This is a genomic window from Ornithinimicrobium sufpigmenti, from assembly GCF_004322775.1.
In the GTDB taxonomy this organism is placed as follows: Bacteria; Actinomycetota; Actinomycetes; order Actinomycetales; family Dermatophilaceae; genus Ornithinicoccus; species Ornithinicoccus sufpigmenti.
Window position 1 is genome coordinate 1,122,127 of sequence record NZ_CP036403.1, and the last position, 16,612, is coordinate 1,138,738.

Consider the following 16,612-nt stretch of genomic DNA (forward strand, 5'->3'; position numbering starts at 1 on the left):
GAGCCTCGCGTCCCGCGCGGCTAGGCTCCTCGCGTGCCCTCCTTGCGCGAGACCCTGTCCCGCTCCACGATGTCGAGCGCCGACGTCGACTGGCTGCACCGCCTGGTCGGGGACTGGCAGATGCTGGCGGACCTCTCCTTCGCCGACCTCACGCTGTGGCTGCCGGTGCAGCAGGACGACGAGGCGGACCCGCACGTCTCGCCGTGGTTCCTGGCCGCGCACGCCCGGCCCTCGACGGGGCCGAACTTCTACCACGAGGACGTCATCGGCCAGCCGCCCACGCAGGAGCGGCAGGGGTGGCTGCAGCAGGTGATGCAGACCGCCCGTCCGGTGACGCCGCCGGAGATCGGCTTCGTCCGCGAGCAGTACGTCCCGGTCGTGCGGGCGGGCCGGGCGATCGCGGTGCTGGTGCGGCATACCGACCTGCAGAACATGCGCCAGCAGGGCGGCCTGGAGGTCAACTACCTGCAGATCAGCCAGCAGCTGTTCAGCATGATCGCCGAGGGTGGCTTCCCGACCGAGGGGGCGGCCTCCGGCGGGGTGGGGCGCGGCACGCCCCGGGTCGGAGACGGGGTGGTGCGGCTCACCGCGGACGGGGTCATCGACTACGCCAGCCCGAACGCCGTGTCGGCGCTGCGCCGGCTCGGGCACACCGACCCGGTGCTGGGGGCGGACCTGTCCGAGATCGTCACCTCGCGGCTGCCCCAGGGCACGACGCTGGACGAGACGGTGCCGCTGGTGCTCACCGGGCGGGCACCGTGGGGCACCGAGATCGCCACGCCGTCCCTCAACCTCACCCTGCGCGCCGTGCCGTTGACCCGGCGGGGGCAGCGGGTGGGTGCGCTGCTGCTGCTCAGGGACGTCAGCGAGCTGCGGCGGCGCGAGCGCGAGCTGCTGAGCAAGGACGCGACCATCCGGGAGATCCACCACCGGGTCAAGAACAACCTGCAGACGGTGGCGGCGCTGCTGCGGCTGCAGTCGCGGCGGCTGACCGACCCGGGGGCGAAGGCCGCGCTGGCCGAGGCCGGGCGGCGGCTGTCCACGGTGGCGCTGGTGCACGACACGCTCTCCCAGGGGTTCACCGAGTCGGTCGACTTCGACGATGTCGCCACCCGCATCCTGCGGGCCACCGCCGAGGTGGCCTCGACCTACACCGTCCCGGTCGCCACGGCCCTGGAGGGCAGCTTCGGCAGGTTGCGGGCGGAGGCCGCGACCCACCTGGCGATGGTGCTCGCCGAGCTGGTGCACAACGCCGTCGAGCACGGCTTCGAGGAAGGGGAGGGGGAACGGCCCACCCCGCGGGTGGTGGTCCACGCCCGGCGGCGGGTCGACAAGACGGAGGACGTGCTCGCCGTCGAGGTGCGGGACAACGGGCGCGGTATGACGGCGCCGGCCGCCGCGGCGGCCCGGGCGGGGGAGGGTCCGGGCAGCGGGCTGGGGATGCAGATCGTGCAGGCGCTGCTCACCGACCTGCGGGGTGAGATCGCCTGGGAGACAGCACAGCCGCACGGAACCGTCGTGCGGTTCACCGTGCGGCTGCGGTCAGCTGGGGCGTGAGGCCCCGGGTGGGTGTGGTGGTGGGTGTGGTGCCGAGCAGGGGCTCAGCCGGCTCGACGGGCCCGGGCCTTGCGCCGCTTGAGGGCACGACGCTCGTCCTCGGACAGCCCGCCCCAGACGCCGGCATCCTGACCGGTCTCCAACGCCCACTTCAAGCAGGTGTCGATCACCGGGCAGGTGCGGCAGACGGCCTTGGCCTCTTCGATCTGCTGCAGCGCCGGGCCGGTGTTGCCGATCGGGAAGAAGAGTTCAGGGTCTTCGTCGAGGCACGCCGCGCGATCGCGCCAGTCCATCAGTAGTACTCCTTGCTCGCCGTCCAGGGACAGCGCTCTAAGTCGTCACCGGTCTGGCTAGCAGGGAACATCGCCGGACGGGACGACACATCTTTGCTCTCGTCCTGCGAGCGCCCTGAGTCGTACGCCCGCTACATCTGAAGTGCCAACGTGGAAGTTGTGCACACTGTTCCCTAGTGTTTCATCCAGTCGGAGACGGCACAAGGGTCTTGCCCGGGCTGGTCCAGCCGTGGGTATGAGGCGTCAGTCACACTCGTGCCGGCGGGCGGCCGTCGGGCTCGGCTGTCTAGGGTGAGTTCATGTCCACCTCCTCTGCTCAGGCCAGTGCCCAGACCGACCATGCCTCGTCCTCCGTCCTCGCCGTCGTGGGGGCCTATGTGGTGCCCGTCGAGGGCGACCCCATCCAGGACGGGGTCGTCCTGGTCCGCGACGGCCGGATCGAGGCCATCGGTGAGTCCGGGCAGGTCGACGTGCCGGCCGAGGCCCAGGTGGTCGACGCCGGCGGCGGCTGGGTGCTGCCCGGCCTGGTCGACGCCCACGTCCACCTCGGGGTGTGGGAGGAGGGTGAGGGCTGGGCCGGTCAGGACACCAACGAGATGACCGACCCGGTGATGGCCGCCGCGCGGGCGATCGACGGGATCAACCCGCGCGAGACCGGGTTCGACGACGCCCTGATGGGCGGGATCACCACCGTCAACGTCAACCCCGGCTCGGGCAACCCGATCGGTGGTCAGGCGGTCGCGCTGAAGACCTACGGCCGGGTGGTGGACGAGATGGTGCTGCGCAACCCCTCGGGCGTGAAGGCGGCGCTCGGGGAGAACCCGAAGCGGGTCTACGGCGAGCAGAAGAAGACGCCCTCGACCCGGCTGGGGGTGGCGCTGGTGCTGCGGCGTGCCTTCGCCGCGGCCCGGTCCTACCAGGCCAAGGTGGCCGCTGCTGACGGCAAGCACGTCGACAGCGACCTCGTCTCCGAGGTGCTGGGCAAGGTGCTCGACCGGGAGATTCCGTGGCGCCAGCACTGCCACCGGGCCGACGACATCGCCACCGCGCTCCGGCTGGCCGACGAGTTCGGCTACCGCCTGGTCCTGGACCACGGCACCGAGAGCTACCTGCTGGCGGACGTGCTGGCCGAGAAGCAGGTGCCGGTGCTCTACGGCCCGCTCATCGTCTCCCGCAGCAAGGTCGAGGTCCGGGAGCGCTCGCTGCGCGCCCCGGGCATCCTGGACCGGGCCGGCGTCGAGGTCTCGATCATCACCGACCACCCGGTCGTGCCGATCGAGTACCTCATCACCCAGGCTGCGCTCGCCGTGCGCGAGGGCATGGACCGCGACGCGGCACTGCGGGCCGTGACCATCAACCCGGCCCGGGTGCTCGGGGTGGCGGACCGGGTGGGCTCGCTGGCCGTGGGCAAGGACGCCGACCTGGCGCTCTGGTCCGGTGACCCCCTCTCGCTGCAGTCGCGGGTGCTGCGCACCTGGATCGACGGGGTGGAGGTCTACTCCTTCGACGAGGCCTCCGGCACGGGCTCGGTCCGGCCCCGCTGAGGCGGGCCGGAGGAGGCTGCGCCGCGGCTGGTCGACCTCGGCGCGCCTCCCCGGGGCGTGGGTCGGGCGCCCCTAGCATCCGGAGATCATGAGCCTCGCCCCAGTGGATGAAGACCGGCTGGCCCCTGGCGTCCTGGTCGACGACCCGTCGTCGGACCGGCAGTCGCTCCGGGACGACGTGGTCCTCTGCTCCTTCTACACCGACGACGAGTACTACCGGGGACACGCCCGCGACCTCGCCCGTCAGCTGGACCGGCTCGGTCTGGCGCACGAGATGGAGCAGCTGCACAAGCCGGAGGGCGCCGACTGGGCCGACATGACACGGCGCAAGATCGGCTTCCTGGCCGAGGTCTGCGAGCGCAACCCGGACAAGAAGGTCTTCTGGATCGACGTCGACTGCTCGCTGCTCTCCCTGCCGGACTACGTCGCGGACTTCACCGCCGACATCGTCGGTTTCCAGCGCGGTTTCAGCACACCGCTGCGGATCGGGTATGCCCACCGCACCAGGTTCTGGGAGCCCTGCTTCTTCGGCATCAACGCCACCCCCGCGGGTCGACGGTTCATCCAGGACGCCTATGCGGCCGAGCAGGAGATGACGATCAAGGCCACGGACGACTACTTCTTCGAGGAGTCCTGGCGGGCCAACGCGACCCGGATGACCTTCCAGGTGCTGCCCAGCGCGGCACGCCTGGACAAGGCTGACGTCGACTCCGGCGTGGTGCCCTTCTTCGCCTTCGGCGACAGCGGCAACGTGCAGGACTTCAAGGACAAGGTGGTCCAGCACAAGGGCGTGGGCGGGGCAGCCGCCGGCAACCAGGCCGTCACCGGCCGGCTCCCGCTGCGACGGGTGCTCAAGACCGCCAAGCGGGTGGAGCGCACCCTGCCCCGAGGGATCAGCGGGCCCCTGCGCCGGGTCGCCGACCAGGTCGGGCTGACCCACCTGCTCACCAGCGGCGGTGCGGTCGGCCAGGCCGGCAGCGCCAACGCGCACCGGGCCCGGCTGACCCGGCACCTCATCGCCTCCTCCCAGCGCGGGGACCTCGGGGCGATGACGCAGACGTACGAGCGACTCCAGGCGGGCGGTCTGCTGACCCCGGGGGAGAAGGCGGCCAAGGGCGCGGCAGATGCCTTCTCGCACTACGTCACGCTCAGCCCCGGGCAGGAACCGCTACCCCTGGCCTGGTGGTCCCGTCCGTTCCCCGGCAACTTCGGCGACTGGCTCAGCCCGCTGGTGGTGCACGGGGTCACCGGCCGCGCGGTGCGGTATGTGCCGCCGACCGCGCCCTCCCACTCGGCCCACCTGGTGGGGGTGGGGTCGATCGGTCGGTTCATCAAGCCCAGCTCCGTGGTGGTCGGCACGGGCGTGAGCAGCGAGGAGCTGGAGCTCGAGGCCAAGGCCCGGTACCTGTCCGTCCGCGGCCCGGTGACGGCCGCGCTGCTGCGCGCCAGCGGTGGCCCGGACGTGCAGTCCTTCGGTGACCCCGGTGCGCTGCTGCGCCGGATCGTGCCGGTCGAGCACGTCGCCGGGCAGACCAACGGGCGCACCCTGCTGGTCCGCCACTTCAAGCACGCCAACGTGCCCCTGGTGCTGCCTGAGGGCATGGACGAGCTCAGCGTGCGCATGTCGCACCCGACCGCCATCGAGGAGTTCCTCGGTGAGCTGGTCCGCTACGACGCGGTCGTGACCAGCGCGATGCACGTGATGATCGCCTGCCACAGCTACGGCATACCGTGCGCGCTGATCGGCTTCACCGGGCTGGAGGGCGCGGTCCACGGCACCGGGATCAAGTACGGCGACTACGCCCGCGGGGTGGGCCTGGAGCGCACGCACGAGCCCACGATCGTCGGCTTCGACCTGCGGCGAGCGCCGCTCACGGATCTGCTGGTCCAGGAACGGGTCAGCGAGGCCAAGCTCGACGAGATCGAGGATGCCGTGCGGGCCGGCGTCGACCTGGTCCTCGAGGACGGCTGAGGCCCACGGTGTTGGGGCACCTGCTGCGCGCCCTGCGCCGGCTCTTCCCCTCCAGCGCAGGACGCGTGGAGGTGTCACTGCTGGTGCTGGTGATGGCCGCGGTGCCGGTGGTGGAGCTGCTGGTCATCCGACTCTTCTCCGAGCTGGTCATCGACGGGCCGCAGCGGTGGCGCGGCGAGGACTCGCTGCTGATGTGGCAGATCGCGGGGTTCTTCCTGGCCATGGCCGGGGCCCGCGGCATGCACCACCTCGTGCGCATCGTGAGGGTCTCCCGGTTCCGGCGACGGTTCGAGGAGCTCGAGGCCCGCAGCCCCAGTCGGCAGAGCTGGGACTGGGCGCTGGCGCTGGAACTGTCGACGGTGCTGGTGAGCATCGTGCAGACGGCGGTCTTCTGCGTCATCTTCTTCGCGCTCGACCCGCTGACGGCGGCGGTCAACGTGGTCGTCGTGCTCTCTGTCATGGCGGTGCTGTCCCGGTTGTATGCCCGCGAGCTCGGCCGCCAGCAAGCGTACGTGGCCTCCGGCAGCCGTCCGGGCTCGGCGCCCGTCAGCGATCGCGTCAGCGGCCGCATCCGGATCGCGGAGTTCGGGGCCGCGGCCGGGAGCCTCGGTATGGGCGTGGTGCTGCTCGTGGTGCTGTTCCGCACCCTGGAGGGCCAGCTCAGCAGCGCGGACGCGATCGTCTTCTTCCTCGGGTCGCGGCTGCTCTATGGCCAGCTCGGCGCCTTCTCCGCCGGCATCATGCGCTTCTCGCGCGCCGCGGCCCGGACCGACCTGGTGGCGGCGGCATGAGCGCGGCGGTGCTGAGCAGGTCGCTGACCGTCAGCTACGCCTGCCTGGCGGACCGCGCCGACGCCATCCGGGCCCCGCAGGACCGGGACGTCGAGGTGCTGGTCCTGCTGCAGGGCGACCACTCCCGGGCCGTCGCCCCGCCCCGGTGGGACGCCCTGGTCTCGGTGCCGGGGCGCGGCGTGGCACGCAGCCGCAACGCCGCCATCCAGTTCGCCGGCCGGCGCTACCTGCTGTTCTGCGACGACGACGTGCAGGTCCGCCTCGACGGCGTGCTGGCCGGGGTGGAGCACCTCCAGCGGACCGGGGCCGCCCTCGCCCTGGGACGAGGCGTCACCCCGGACGGGCGCCTGCGCAAGACCTACCTGACGAACCGGCCGACCCGGCTGCGGCTGACGAACGCCGCCAAGGCCGCGACCTACGAGATGCTCGTCGACGTCGAGCAGGTCCGGGCCGCGGGGCTGCGCTTCGACGAACGCTTCGGCGCGGGGGCCCGCTACTACCTCGGGGACGAGTACCTGTTCATCGCCGACCTGCTCCGGGCCGGTCTGACGGCGCACGCCGTGCCGTACATCTTCGGGGTACACCCCGAGCAGAGCTCGGGGACGCGGTGGGGCGGGGCGGATCTGCACGTGCGGGCGATCGTGCTCAACGAGGTCTTCGGCCGGCGCGCGGCGCCCGCCAGGGCCGCCTTCGCCGCCCGCCGACACCGACAGATGGGCGGGTGGCGGCCAGCCCTGCAGTTCGTCCTGGACCGGGCCGTGGCGGACGGACCACGTCCACGCCTCCTGGGGGCCGCAGCGGCGGCCGAGCCGCAGGTGGTCATGCTTCCCGACCGCAGTGTGGGCGTCGACGCCGAGCCCGCGAGCTCGTTGCTGTCCACCCACGTCGCGCATGGCTGACCGGCGGGCTGTCAGTGGGCCGGTGTGACCAGCTCGGGGCGACGCTCAGCGATCACGCAGTCCGGGCACAGGCCGTGACGTGGCAGCCGGTAGAAGACGCAGCAGCCGGTGCGCAGGAACGCCTCGTCCGCTCGCTCCAGCGGCCCGCCGACCCCGTCCGGCAGCGTCCCGGGGTCCCGCAGACCGCCACCCCGGGCCACCTCGGGCAGCCTGAGCAGGGCCCTGGCCAGCTCCCAGGCCCCTGGGCCGGCCGCGGGACGTAGACGGGCCAGCACCCGGGCGGCGCCGACCAGCGAGGAGGTGGCGTTGCTCAGCAGCACCCGCTCCGGCGTCCGGCCGACCTGGGCGCAGGCACGGTTCAGCTCCGCCAGGCTGCCTCGCACGACCAGACGGTCGATCGCGGCGACGGCCTGGTCGAGCGAGCGGGCGGCATACCAGCGCTGCGGGTCGTCCAGCCCCAGCGGCACGCTGCCCCGGTGCACGAGGCTGGCCACGAGGTTGGCGGCGGAGACGTCGGGGACGTGCTCGTGCAGGACCGCGCTCGCCAGGGCGACCGACCACAGGCGGGAGGCCAGGCCGACCTGCGTGGCGGACACCGCCACCTTGGGGTCGACGTCCTCCACCGGCAGGCCGCTGCCGGTTGCCAGGGCCGCGCGGACGTCGGTGATCCGGGCCGCGAGCGCGGGCTCGGCCAGCACCTGCGACCACGGCACCGCGTCGGAGCCCGGCGGCGTGGGTGCGGCCAGCTGGTGGAAGCCGCCGAGCTCGTGCAGGGTCGCCAACCACGAGGGATCGGGCTGGCTCAGGTCAGTGCTGATGATCGAGTCCTGACGTGCGGCGTGCTCTCCTGAGCCCTTCGACGTGTCCTGTCGGGCCTTCTGGCGTGTCCTGTCGGGCCTTCTCGCGTGTCCTGTCGGGCCCTTGCACGTGTTCTGTCGGCAAGGGCGGGTCAGCCGTCGGCGCGCTTCTGGCCGCCCAGGACGGCGCGGGCCGCGGCGAAGCGGGCGATCGGCACCCGGAAGGGGGAGCAGGAGACGTAGTCGAGGCCGAGCTCCTCGAAGAGCGCGATCGAGGCAGGGTCGCCGCCGTGCTCGCCGCAGACACCGAGCTTGAGGCCGGGCTTGGCGGCCCGGCCCTTCTCCGCACCGATCTGGACCAGCCCCCCGACGCCGTCGCGGTCGATCGACTCGAACGGGTTGCTCGGGATGACCTCCTCGGCGACGTAGGCCGACAGGAAGCCACCCTCGGCGTCGTCGCGGGAGATGCCGATACCGGTCTGGGTGAGGTCGTTGGTGCCGAAGGAGAAGAAGTCGGCGTGCTCGGCGATCTGGTCGGCCACCACGCAGGCGCGGGGCAGCTCGATCATCGTGCCGACGCTGACCTCGAGCTCGGCACCGGCGGACTCCAGCTCCTCGGCCACGGCCTCCTCCACCACCCGGCGCTGGCTCTGCAGCTCGGCGGCGTAGGCGACCAGTGGGATCATGATCTCCACGCCGGCCGTCTCCCCCTCCCGCTCGCGCACGGCCAGGGCCGCCCGCACGATGGCGCGGGCCTGCATGGCCGGGATCTCCGGATAGAGCATGGCCAGCCGGCAGCCGCGGGTGCCCAGCATCGGGTTCAGCTCGTGCAGGCGCTTGACCTGGCCGAGCAGGACCTTCGCACGGTCCAGCTCACCCGCGTCACCGCCGGTGAGCTCCAGGCGCTGGACGAGCAGCGACTGGTCCACCAGCGAGGGCAGGAACTCGTGCAGCGGCGGGTCGAGCAGCCGGACGGTCACCGGCAGGCCCTTCATCGCCGTGAAGATCGCCTCGAAGTCCTCCTGCTGCATCGGCAGGATCTTCTCCAGGGCCTGGGCCCGCGCGTCCTCGTCGTCGGCCAGGATCATCTCCCGCACGGCCGGCAGCCGGTCGGCGGCCATGAACATGTGCTCGGTGCGGCACAGCCCGATGCCGGCCGCGCCCAGCTCGCGGGCCTTCGCCGCGTCCTCGCCGGTGTCGGCGTTCGCGCGCACGCCCAGGCGCCGGACCTCGTCGGCCCAGCCCAGGATCGCCGCGAAGTCCTCGTTGATCTGCGGGGGCACCAGCTCCAGCGCCTCGCCGTAGACGTGCCCCGTGGAGCCGTCGAGGGTGATGACGTCACCCTCGTGGAAGACCCGGTCGCCGATGGAGAGCGTCCTCTCGGAGGTGTTGATCCGGATCGCGTTGGCCCCGGCCACGCAGGGCTTGCCCATCCCACGCGCGACGACGGCCGCGTGCGAGGTCATCCCCCCGTGCGCCGTCAGCACGCCCTGGGCCTGGATCACGCCGTGGATATCGTCGGGAGTCGTCTCGTAGCGGACCAGGACCACCGCCTCGCCGGCCTCACCGCGCCGGGCGGCGATGTCGGCGTCGAAGACGACCTCGCCGACGGCGGCGCCGGGGGAGGCGGGCAGGCCCTTGGTGACGGGCGTCCGGCCGTGCTCGGCGTCGATCGCGGGGTGCAGCAGCTGGTCGAGCTGACCCGGCTCCACCCGCTGCAGTGCCTCCTCGCGGGTGAGCACGCCCTCCTCGACCATGTCGCGGGCCACCTTGAGCGCCGCGGCGGCGGTGCGCTTGCCGTTGCGGGTCTGCAGCAGGTAGAGCGTGCCCTCCTCGACCGTGAACTCGATGTCCTGCATGTCCTTGTAGTGCGCCTCGAGGTCGCGCATCGTCTGCACGAGCTGCTCGTAGGCCTGCGGCAGCACCTGCTCCATCTCGGTGAGCGGGCGCGGGGTGCGGATGCCGGCGACCACGTCCTCACCCTGGGCGTTGACCAGGAACTCGCCGTAGAGCTCGTGCTCCCCGGTGGAGGGGTTGCGGGTGAAGCAGACACCGGTCGCGGAGGTCTCGCCGCGGTTGCCGAAGACCATCTGCATGACGTTCACCGCCGTCCCCAGGTCGTCGGGGATGTCGTTGGCCTTGCGGTAGACGCGGGCCCGGGGCGTGTCCCAGGAGCGGAAGACGGCGTCGATCGCGCGGCGCAACTGCTCGTGCGGGTCCGTGGGCAGCTCGCGGCCCAGCTCCCGGCGGGAGACGTCCTTGAAGGTCGCCACCAGCTCCTGCAGGTCCTCGGTGGACAGCTCGGTGTCCTGCTCGACCCCGCGCCGGGCCTTGAGCGAGGTCAGCTCGTCCTCGTAGAGGTGCGGCGGGACGCCCTCGACCACATCGCCATACATCTGGAGGAACCGGCGGTAGGAGTCCCAGGCGAAGCGCGGGTTCTCGGCCTGGGCCGCGAGCGCCTCGACCGTGTCGTCACTGATGCCCAGGTTGAGGATGGTGTCCATCATCCCCGGCATGGAGAAGACGGCGCCGGAGCGGACCGACAGAAGCAGCGGGTTCTGCCCGCCCAGGGTGCGCCCCGTGCGCTCCTCCAGGCGCTCCAGGGAGGTCTGGACGTCCTCCCAGAGGCCGTCCGGCCACTCACCGCCGGCGCGCATGGTGTCCACGCAGGCGGCGGTGCTGACCGTGAAGCCGTCCGGGACGGGGATGCCCAGGCGCTTCATCTCGGCGAGGTTGGCACCCTTCCCGCCCAGGATCGTGCGCATGTCGGCACTGCCCTCGGACATGTCGTAGAGGTACTTGGCGGCTTCACCGGTCATCGGCACATCGCTCCTCGCGAGGGGGTGCGGGGCACCAGCGCCCCGCCGGACAGGACCGACACTATCGCCACCGGGGCGGCCGTCCTCATCGACCCTGTGCGGCCTCCTTGCGCCGGTCGACCAGCTCGATCACCCGGCCGGCGGCCTCCTCCAGCGCGATGTCGGTGGTGTCGATGATCGGGCAGCCCAGGCTGCGCTGGACGCCCCCGATCTCGTCGAGCTCGTCGAAGATCTTCACCAGATCGGTGTAGCCGTCCCGGTGCATCCCCGAGCTGCCCATCGCCCGCAGTCGCCGGCCACGGATCTGCTGCAGACGCTCGGGGTCGATGCTGAGCCCGACGATCTTCCAGCGCTCGACCTCGTGCAGCTGGCCGGGCACCGGGATGCCTGGGACGAGCGGGATGTTGGCCGTCTTGTAGCCCAGATAGCCCAGGTACATGGCCAGGGGAGTCTTCCCGGAACGGCTGACCCCGACGAGGACGATGTCGGCCTCCCGCAGGTGGTTCTGCAGGTTGCCGTCGTCGTTGGCGATGGCGAACTCCATCGCCTGGACCCGTTTGAAGTAGTCCTCGCTCACCCCGACGGGGCGGACGACCCGCTCGGGGGCCTCGCCGGTCGCCGACGTCAGGGCCGAGACGGCCGGCTCGAGCAGGTCGGCGTGCGGCAGGCCCCGCTCCGCGCACAGCTGGGCCACCAGGTGGCGCAGCCCCTCGTCGACGACCGTGGAGAACACCACCGTGCGCGCCCGGTCGGGGTGCATCCGCCCGAAGGCGTCGTGCAGCCCGTCCGCGGTCGACTGCCGTGGGTGCCGGATGATCCGCACGTCGTACCCGGCGTACTGGGCGGCCGCCGCACGGGCGACGCGGGCGGCCGTGTCGCCGGTCGAGTCGGCGATGATGTGGACCTCGATCGGCGTGCGGGACATGGACCGAGGGTATGGGGAGGGGCTCAGACCGGCTCGTTGCGGTCACCCGGAGGCGGCTCGGTGCCGATACCCTCCACGTCGCCGGTCTCGCCGGACGGCGAGGGGTCCAGTCCCGATCCGGCGGTGGGGTCGACGACCGTCTCCGGGGTGATCGTCGCCGACTGGTCCGGGTCGGCCAGCTCCGCCTCGCGCTCGCGCTCGGCCTCGGCGCGCTGAGCGCTGGTCAGGTGCCCGTCCGCGGTGTTGTCGCCGTGGCCGAAGTCCTCCTCGACGACAAGCTCGTCCTCGTCACCATGGTCCTGCGGCGTGCTGGTCGGCTCACTCATACGGCCACCCTGCCGCGACGACCGCGACCTGGCAACCGGTGTCGCAGGGCCCCGGTCCATCGGCCGATGACAGGATGCCAGTCATGGGCGCAGGCGGGACGGATCCGGCAGGTGTGTCCAGCGTGCCCGAGGCCGAGCACCCGGCCGTCCCGAGCACCTTCCACGTCGTCGCGGTCGTCGGTCCTACCGCCACCGGGAAGTCGGACCTGGGCGTGGCCCTGGCCCTGACGCTGGGCGGCGAGGTGGTCAACGCGGACGCCTCGCAGCTCTACGGGGGCATGGACATCGGGACGGCCAAGCTGCCCGACGGGCAGCGGCACGGCATACCCCACCACCAGCTGGACGTGCTGGACGTGACCCAGGAGGCCAGCGTCGCGGCCTACCAGGAGGCCGCCCGGGCGGACCTGGCTGCGATCCGGGCCCGGGGCCGGCTGCCGGTCGTCGTCGGTGGCTCGGGACTCTACGTGCGGGCCCTGCTGGACCGGCTGGAGATCCCGCCGACCGACCCGGCCGTGCGGGCGGCCTGGGAGGAGCGGCTGGAGCGCGACGGGCCGGAGGCGCTGCATACCCTGCTCGCCGAGCGGGACCCGGACGCGGCGGCCGCGATCGAGCCGCGCAACGGGCGCCGGATCGTGCGCGCCCTGGAGGTGATCGAGCTGACGGGTCGCCCGTTCAGCGCGACACTGCCCACGCGGGAGTTCGTCGCGCCCACGGTCCTGGTCGGCCTGCGGGCGGCCAGGGAGGTGCTGGACGCCCGGATCGAGCACCGGACGCGGGGTATGTGGCGGGCCGGGCTGCTGGAGGAAGTGCGGGTGCTGGAGGGGCAGGGGCTGCGCCGGGGTCGGACCGCGTCGCGGGCGGTCGGCTACGCCCAGGCGCTGCGCCAGCTGGACGGCGAGCTCTCCGAGACCGAGGCGGTCGAGGAGACCGTCGTGGCCACGCGGCGCCTGGCCCGGCGCCAGGAGCGCTGGTTCGGGGCCGACCCGCGGGTGGTGTGGCTCGAGCACGATGACCCGGGCCTGGTGGACCGGGCGCTGGAGGTCGTGCGCTCGGCGGCCGGGGAGACCGAAGACTGAGGGAGCGGAGTCAGAGCAGCAGGGCGATGACGCCGCCGAGCGCCAGGGAGACTCCGACCGACAGGCACACCAGGGCCCCCGGTGTCCGGCCGGGCCTCGTCTCCCCGGCCCAGCGGTCCTGCTGAGCGACCACGACAGTCACCGCGATCGCGATGACGGGAGCCAGGACGGCAAACAGGGGCGTGCCATAGAGCCAGGAGTAGGGCACGAAGTGCACAGCGATGACGACGGCCTGGAAGGCTGTGGCGAGCAGGAGCTGCTGGCGGACGATGAGCACGATGGCAAGGGGCAGCAGGAGCAGCTGACCCATGGCGAGGTAGATGGACAGGGCGTTCATCGTCGGGTCGCCCGGCCGTTCCCCGGCGGCGAACAGCGCGGTCAGGCCCAGACCGAGCGGTAGGGCGACCATCCCCTGGAAGAGGGCGGCGTAGGCCCCGACCTTGGGGCCCAGCCGCCACCACAGGGCAGCGGCCGCCAGCCAGGTGGTGCCGTAGGCCAGCAGGAAACCGAAGCCGAGCCGGTTGACGGTGGCCAGCGCCGAGAGGTAGTCGCCTACGTCGGTCATGGCGGCGACCCTACGCACCGGGTCACCCGCGGCTGATCCGCCGCGCCGGGTCAGCCGCGGCCGCCGCTCAGGGTCGACCCACCTGCAGCACCCGGAAGCCCTTGCTGCTCGCGGCCCGCGACACCCGTACCGCGCCCATCAGGCCGGGCAGGGTCTCCTGCAGCCACCGCTGCAGCGAGTCCGAGCCCAGGTTCTTCTGCACCACGAGGTATGCCGTACCGCTCTCCCGCAGGCGCGGCAGCCAGGTGGTGAGCATCTCGTGCAGGACCTGCTTGCCGACCCGGATCGGGGGGTTGGACCAGAGCAGGTCGAACCGGACGCCCGGGTCCACCTCCTCGGGGTGGGCCACCTGGATGCCGGTGCAGCCCAAGGCCTGTGCGTTGCGCCGTGTCAGGTCCAGGGCCCGGGCGTTGACGTCGACGGCATGCACGGTGGCGGCCGGCGACTCCAGCGCCATGGTCAGGGCCAGCGGCCCCCACCCGCAGCCGAGGTCGAGGAAGGTGCCGTCCGTGGGGGGCGGCGGCACCTCGTCGAGCAGGACGCGGGTGCCCTTGTCGATCCCGTCGGGGGAGAAGATGCCCCCGGCAGTGACGACCTCCACGTCCCGGCCGGCCAGCCGGACCGCACGCCGCTGAAGCTCGCCGTCGGAGGCCGGCTCGGCGGTGAAGTAGTGGTCAGGCTGCACGCGAGCAGCCTAGGGCAGATGTCAGGGCTGTCCGGGCAGAAAACGGTGGCAGCGTGCGTTGACTGGTGAGAGGGTGGAGAGCACGCCGATGCGTGACTCACCGCAGACTCACCGCATCCCCTACCTGAAGGAGAACATGGCCCAGCCGCACAGCTCTGCCGAGCAGACCCCCCGCGAGCGCGTCCTCGACCGGCGCGCCGACGCCCTGGACGACAGCGCCATCGACCTGCACGAGCACGACTGGGGCACCTGGGGTGGCGAGGACGCAGCAGTGGGCGAGCGGGAGACCGACGTCGACGGCGACCAGCTGGACCGCGAGGAGCGCGCCGCCCTGCGCCGCGTCGCCGGACTGTCCACCGAGCTCGAGGACGTCACCGAGGTCGAGTACCGCCAGCTGCGGCTGGAGCGGGTCGTCCTGGCGTCCGTCTGGGAGGACAACGGGCAGAACACCCTGGAGGACGCCGAGACCTCCCTGCGGGAGCTCGCCGCGCTGGCCGAGACGGCCGGCTCCACCGTGCTCGACGGGGTGATCCAGCGTCGGCTCAAGCCGGACGCCGCCACCTACCTGGGGTCCGGCAAGGCGGCGCAGCTGCGTGAGATCGTCGCCGCCGAGGGTGCGGACACGGTCATCGTGGACGGCGAGCTCGGCCCGTCGCAGCGGCGCGCCCTGGAGGACGTCGTCAAGGTCAAGGTCATCGACCGGACGGCGCTGATCCTCGACATCTTCGCCCAGCACGCCAAGAGCAAGGAAGGCCGCGCCCAGGTCGAGCTGGCGCAGCTGGAGTACCTGCTGCCGCGTCTGCGCGGCTGGGGTGAGTCGATGTCCCGGCAGGCCGGTGGACGGGTCGCCGGCGGTGAGGGCATCGGCTCCCGCGGGCCCGGTGAGACCAAGATCGAGCTGGACCGGCGGCGGATCAACACCCGGATCGCCAAGCTGCGCCGCGACATCAGGAACATGAAGACCGTGCGCGACACCAAGCGTTCCTCGCGCCGCTCACAGCACGTGCCCAGCGTGGCGATCGTCGGCTACACCAACGCCGGCAAGTCCTCGATCCTCAACCGGCTCACCGGTGCGGGCGTGCTGGTGCAGAACCAGCTCTTCGCCACCCTGGACCCCACGGTGCGCCGGCACGAGAGCGAGGACGGCCGCACCTACACGCTGTCCGACACCGTCGGCTTTGTGCGCAACCTGCCGCACCAGCTGGTCGAGGCGTTCCGGTCCACGCTGGAGGAGGCCGCCGACGCGGACGTGCTCCTGCACGTCGTCGACGGGTCCCACCCGGACCCCGAGGGGCAGATCGCGGCGGTGCACGCAGTCCTCGACGAGGTCTTCGCCGAGGCGGACACCACCTCCTCGGTCCCCGAGATCATCGCGGTGAACAAGGCCGACGTCGCCGAGCCGGAGACCCTGGACCGCCTGCGCGCCGCCTACCCCCGCGTCGTGGTCGTCTCGGCCCGCACCGGCGCGGGCATCCCCGAGCTGATGGCCGCCGTCGAGGACGTGCTGCCCCGCCCCGAGATCCTGGTCGACGTGCTGCTGCCGTACGAGCGTGGCGACCTGGTCGCCCGGCTCCACGACGAGGGCGACGTGCTCGGCGAGGAGCACACGGGCGACGGCACCCGGCTGCAGGCCAAGGTCAACCCGGACCTGCACGGCCAGCTGGGCGAGTACGCCATCTGACCCCGTCGGTGCGTGCGGCGCCGCGTCACGGGTCCTAGCCCAGGGGGCTCGTGCGGAGCCGGAAGGCTGTCAAGGCCTCGTCAAGGGAATCGGCGAGGTCCGTCGGCAGGTAGGGCAGGGCGTAGGTCTGCAGAAAGCTGCGCACCGGCTCGGCCGGCAGCAGCGCAGGGACTGATGTCCCGGGCCTGGGGACCACCACCAGGTCAAGGAGCACGGGTGGGCCACCGGGGTAGGTTGGCGGTTGCCAGTAGGGGATGTTCAACCGGCGCGCGCCGTGCCGGGCGTAGAACCCGGCCCTCGCGCGGGGGTCGCCGTAGGCCCGGGAGCGGGCAACGGTGTCGGCGGGTTCGATCTCTGCGAGCAGGATCCGGCGACCTAGGTGGTGGAGCACGTGTCGGAGCAGGGTCGAGCCGGTGCCGCGGGATCGGGTGTCCGTGCTGACCGCGAGCCAGGCGAGGAGCGCGACCTGCGGGACCTCGGGCCAGGTGTCGACGACAGCCAACCCGGTGGGGGGCCCGGAGGTGTCTCCGTCCGGGCCGGCCGTGAAGACGATGGAGCGGCCCGTGGCCGCGCTCTGCACCAGCTCCTGGGCGGTGCCCCGCTCCTCAGGCGGGAAGTGGGGGACGATGAACCGGGCGTGCAGCGCCTGCAGCCGGTCGGGGTCCCGCTCGGAGGTGATCAC

15 protein-coding genes are annotated in these 16,612 nt (G+C 72.3%); 7 read left to right on the top strand and 8 right to left on the bottom strand.

Features of this window, described 5'->3' with window-relative positions:
* The first annotated feature begins 33 nt into the window (after positions 1-33).
* On the top strand, positions 34-1,557 hold the full coding sequence (locus ESZ52_RS05160) for a sensor histidine kinase (protein WP_337590191.1): 1,524 nt from the start codon (positions 34-36) through the stop codon (positions 1,555-1,557).
* A 44-nt stretch (positions 1,558-1,601) separates the two neighbouring features.
* Here the strand turns inward: ESZ52_RS05160 and ESZ52_RS05165 are convergent, their stop codons facing one another.
* A complete protein-coding gene (locus tag ESZ52_RS05165) occupies positions 1,602-1,850 on the bottom strand; it encodes a WhiB family transcriptional regulator (RefSeq protein WP_075958809.1) in 249 nt (82 codons plus the stop codon).
* Between the two features lie 299 nt (positions 1,851-2,149).
* Here ESZ52_RS05165 and ESZ52_RS05170 point away from each other — a divergent pair, with 299 nt between their 5' ends.
* The 4 genes from ESZ52_RS05170 to ESZ52_RS19135 all read left to right on the top strand — a co-directional run bounded on the left by ESZ52_RS05170 (position 2,150) and on the right by ESZ52_RS19135 (position 7,056).
* Positions 2,150-3,394, top strand: coding sequence for an amidohydrolase (locus ESZ52_RS05170; protein ID WP_131103993.1), 1,245 nt, complete (start codon positions 2,150-2,152; stop codon positions 3,392-3,394).
* An 88-nt stretch (positions 3,395-3,482) separates the two neighbouring features.
* Positions 3,483-5,366, top strand: a complete 1,884-nt coding sequence (locus ESZ52_RS05175) for a polysaccharide pyruvyl transferase family protein (protein WP_131103994.1) — start codon at positions 3,483-3,485, stop codon at positions 5,364-5,366.
* An 8-nt stretch (positions 5,367-5,374) separates the two neighbouring features.
* The gene (locus tag ESZ52_RS19130) at positions 5,375-6,157 is read left to right on the top strand and encodes a hypothetical protein (RefSeq protein ID WP_181009940.1); all 783 of its coding nucleotides are present in this window, start codon (positions 5,375-5,377) and stop codon (positions 6,155-6,157) included.
* On the top strand, positions 6,154-7,056 hold the full coding sequence (locus ESZ52_RS19135; RefSeq protein WP_181009941.1) for a glycosyltransferase: 903 nt from the start codon (positions 6,154-6,156) through the stop codon (positions 7,054-7,056). Before ESZ52_RS19130 ends, ESZ52_RS19135 begins: the two co-directional genes overlap by 4 nt.
* Positions 7,057-7,067: 11 nt before the next feature.
* Here ESZ52_RS19135 and ESZ52_RS05185 read toward each other — a convergent pair whose 3' ends face one another.
* The 4 genes from ESZ52_RS05185 to ESZ52_RS05200 all read right to left on the bottom strand — a co-directional run bounded on the left by ESZ52_RS05185 (position 7,068) and on the right by ESZ52_RS05200 (position 11,923).
* Positions 7,068-7,838 (bottom strand): (2Fe-2S)-binding protein, encoded by a 771-nt coding sequence (locus ESZ52_RS05185; protein ID WP_131103995.1) that lies wholly within the window; start codon positions 7,836-7,838, stop codon positions 7,068-7,070.
* A 167-nt stretch (positions 7,839-8,005) separates the two neighbouring features.
* On the bottom strand, positions 8,006-10,672 hold the full coding sequence (ppdK, locus tag ESZ52_RS05190) for a pyruvate, phosphate dikinase (RefSeq protein ID WP_131103996.1): 2,667 nt from the start codon (positions 10,670-10,672) through the stop codon (positions 8,006-8,008).
* Positions 10,673-10,757: 85 nt separating this feature from the next.
* A complete protein-coding gene (locus ESZ52_RS05195) occupies positions 10,758-11,597 on the bottom strand; it encodes a pyruvate, water dikinase regulatory protein (protein WP_131103997.1) in 840 nt (279 codons plus the stop codon).
* Positions 11,598-11,620: 23 nt separating this feature from the next.
* Complete coding sequence (locus tag ESZ52_RS05200; RefSeq protein ID WP_131103998.1) at positions 11,621-11,923, bottom strand: hypothetical protein; 303 nt, start codon at positions 11,921-11,923, stop codon at positions 11,621-11,623.
* An 83-nt stretch (positions 11,924-12,006) separates the two neighbouring features.
* Between ESZ52_RS05200 and miaA the strand changes: the two genes are divergently transcribed.
* Positions 12,007-12,999 carry a tRNA (adenosine(37)-N6)-dimethylallyltransferase MiaA gene (gene miaA / locus ESZ52_RS05205; RefSeq protein WP_131103999.1) on the top strand — a complete coding sequence of 331 codons (993 nt, stop codon included), beginning with the start codon at positions 12,007-12,009 and terminating at the stop codon, positions 12,997-12,999.
* Between the two features lie 10 nt (positions 13,000-13,009).
* Here the strand turns inward: miaA and ESZ52_RS05210 are convergent, their stop codons facing one another.
* A complete protein-coding gene (locus ESZ52_RS05210; protein WP_131104000.1) occupies positions 13,010-13,564 on the bottom strand; it encodes a DUF7010 family protein in 555 nt (184 codons plus the stop codon).
* A 67-nt stretch (positions 13,565-13,631) separates the two neighbouring features.
* On the bottom strand, positions 13,632-14,249 hold the full coding sequence (locus ESZ52_RS05215; protein WP_131104001.1) for a class I SAM-dependent methyltransferase: 618 nt from the start codon (positions 14,247-14,249) through the stop codon (positions 13,632-13,634).
* A 136-nt stretch (positions 14,250-14,385) separates the two neighbouring features.
* Between ESZ52_RS05215 and hflX the strand changes: the two genes are divergently transcribed.
* Positions 14,386-15,930: a GTPase HflX gene (hflX, locus tag ESZ52_RS05220; RefSeq protein WP_131106443.1), complete on the top strand. Its 1,545-nt coding sequence runs from the start codon at positions 14,386-14,388 to the stop codon at positions 15,928-15,930.
* Between the two features lie 34 nt (positions 15,931-15,964).
* Here hflX and ESZ52_RS05225 read toward each other — a convergent pair whose 3' ends face one another.
* On the bottom strand, positions 15,965-16,612 hold the full coding sequence (locus ESZ52_RS05225) for a GNAT family N-acetyltransferase (protein WP_131104002.1): 648 nt from the start codon (positions 16,610-16,612) through the stop codon (positions 15,965-15,967).

Bases quoted from the DNA above. Each gene is read 5' to 3' on its own strand.
- ESZ52_RS05175 (WP_131103994.1), top strand. From the start codon at position 3,483: ATGAGCCTCGCCCCAGTGGATGAAGACCGGCTGGCCCCTGGCGTCCTG.
- ESZ52_RS05200 (WP_131103998.1), bottom strand. From the start codon at position 11,923: ATGAGTGAGCCGACCAGCACGCCGCAGGACCATGGTGACGAGGACGAG.
- ESZ52_RS05195 (WP_131103997.1), bottom strand. From the start codon at position 11,597: ATGTCCCGCACGCCGATCGAGGTCCACATCATCGCCGACTCGACCGGC.
- miaA (WP_131103999.1), top strand. From the start codon at position 12,007: ATGGGCGCAGGCGGGACGGATCCGGCAGGTGTGTCCAGCGTGCCCGAG.
- ppdK (WP_131103996.1), bottom strand. From the start codon at position 10,672: ATGACCGGTGAAGCCGCCAAGTACCTCTACGACATGTCCGAGGGCAGT.
- ESZ52_RS05165 (WP_075958809.1), bottom strand. From the start codon at position 1,850: ATGGACTGGCGCGATCGCGCGGCGTGCCTCGACGAAGACCCTGAACTC.
- ESZ52_RS05170 (WP_131103993.1), top strand. From the start codon at position 2,150: ATGTCCACCTCCTCTGCTCAGGCCAGTGCCCAGACCGACCATGCCTCG.
- ESZ52_RS05210 (WP_131104000.1), bottom strand. From the start codon at position 13,564: ATGACCGACGTAGGCGACTACCTCTCGGCGCTGGCCACCGTCAACCGG.
- hflX (WP_131106443.1), top strand. From the start codon at position 14,386: ATGGCCCAGCCGCACAGCTCTGCCGAGCAGACCCCCCGCGAGCGCGTC.
- ESZ52_RS19135 (WP_181009941.1), top strand. From the start codon at position 6,154: ATGAGCGCGGCGGTGCTGAGCAGGTCGCTGACCGTCAGCTACGCCTGC.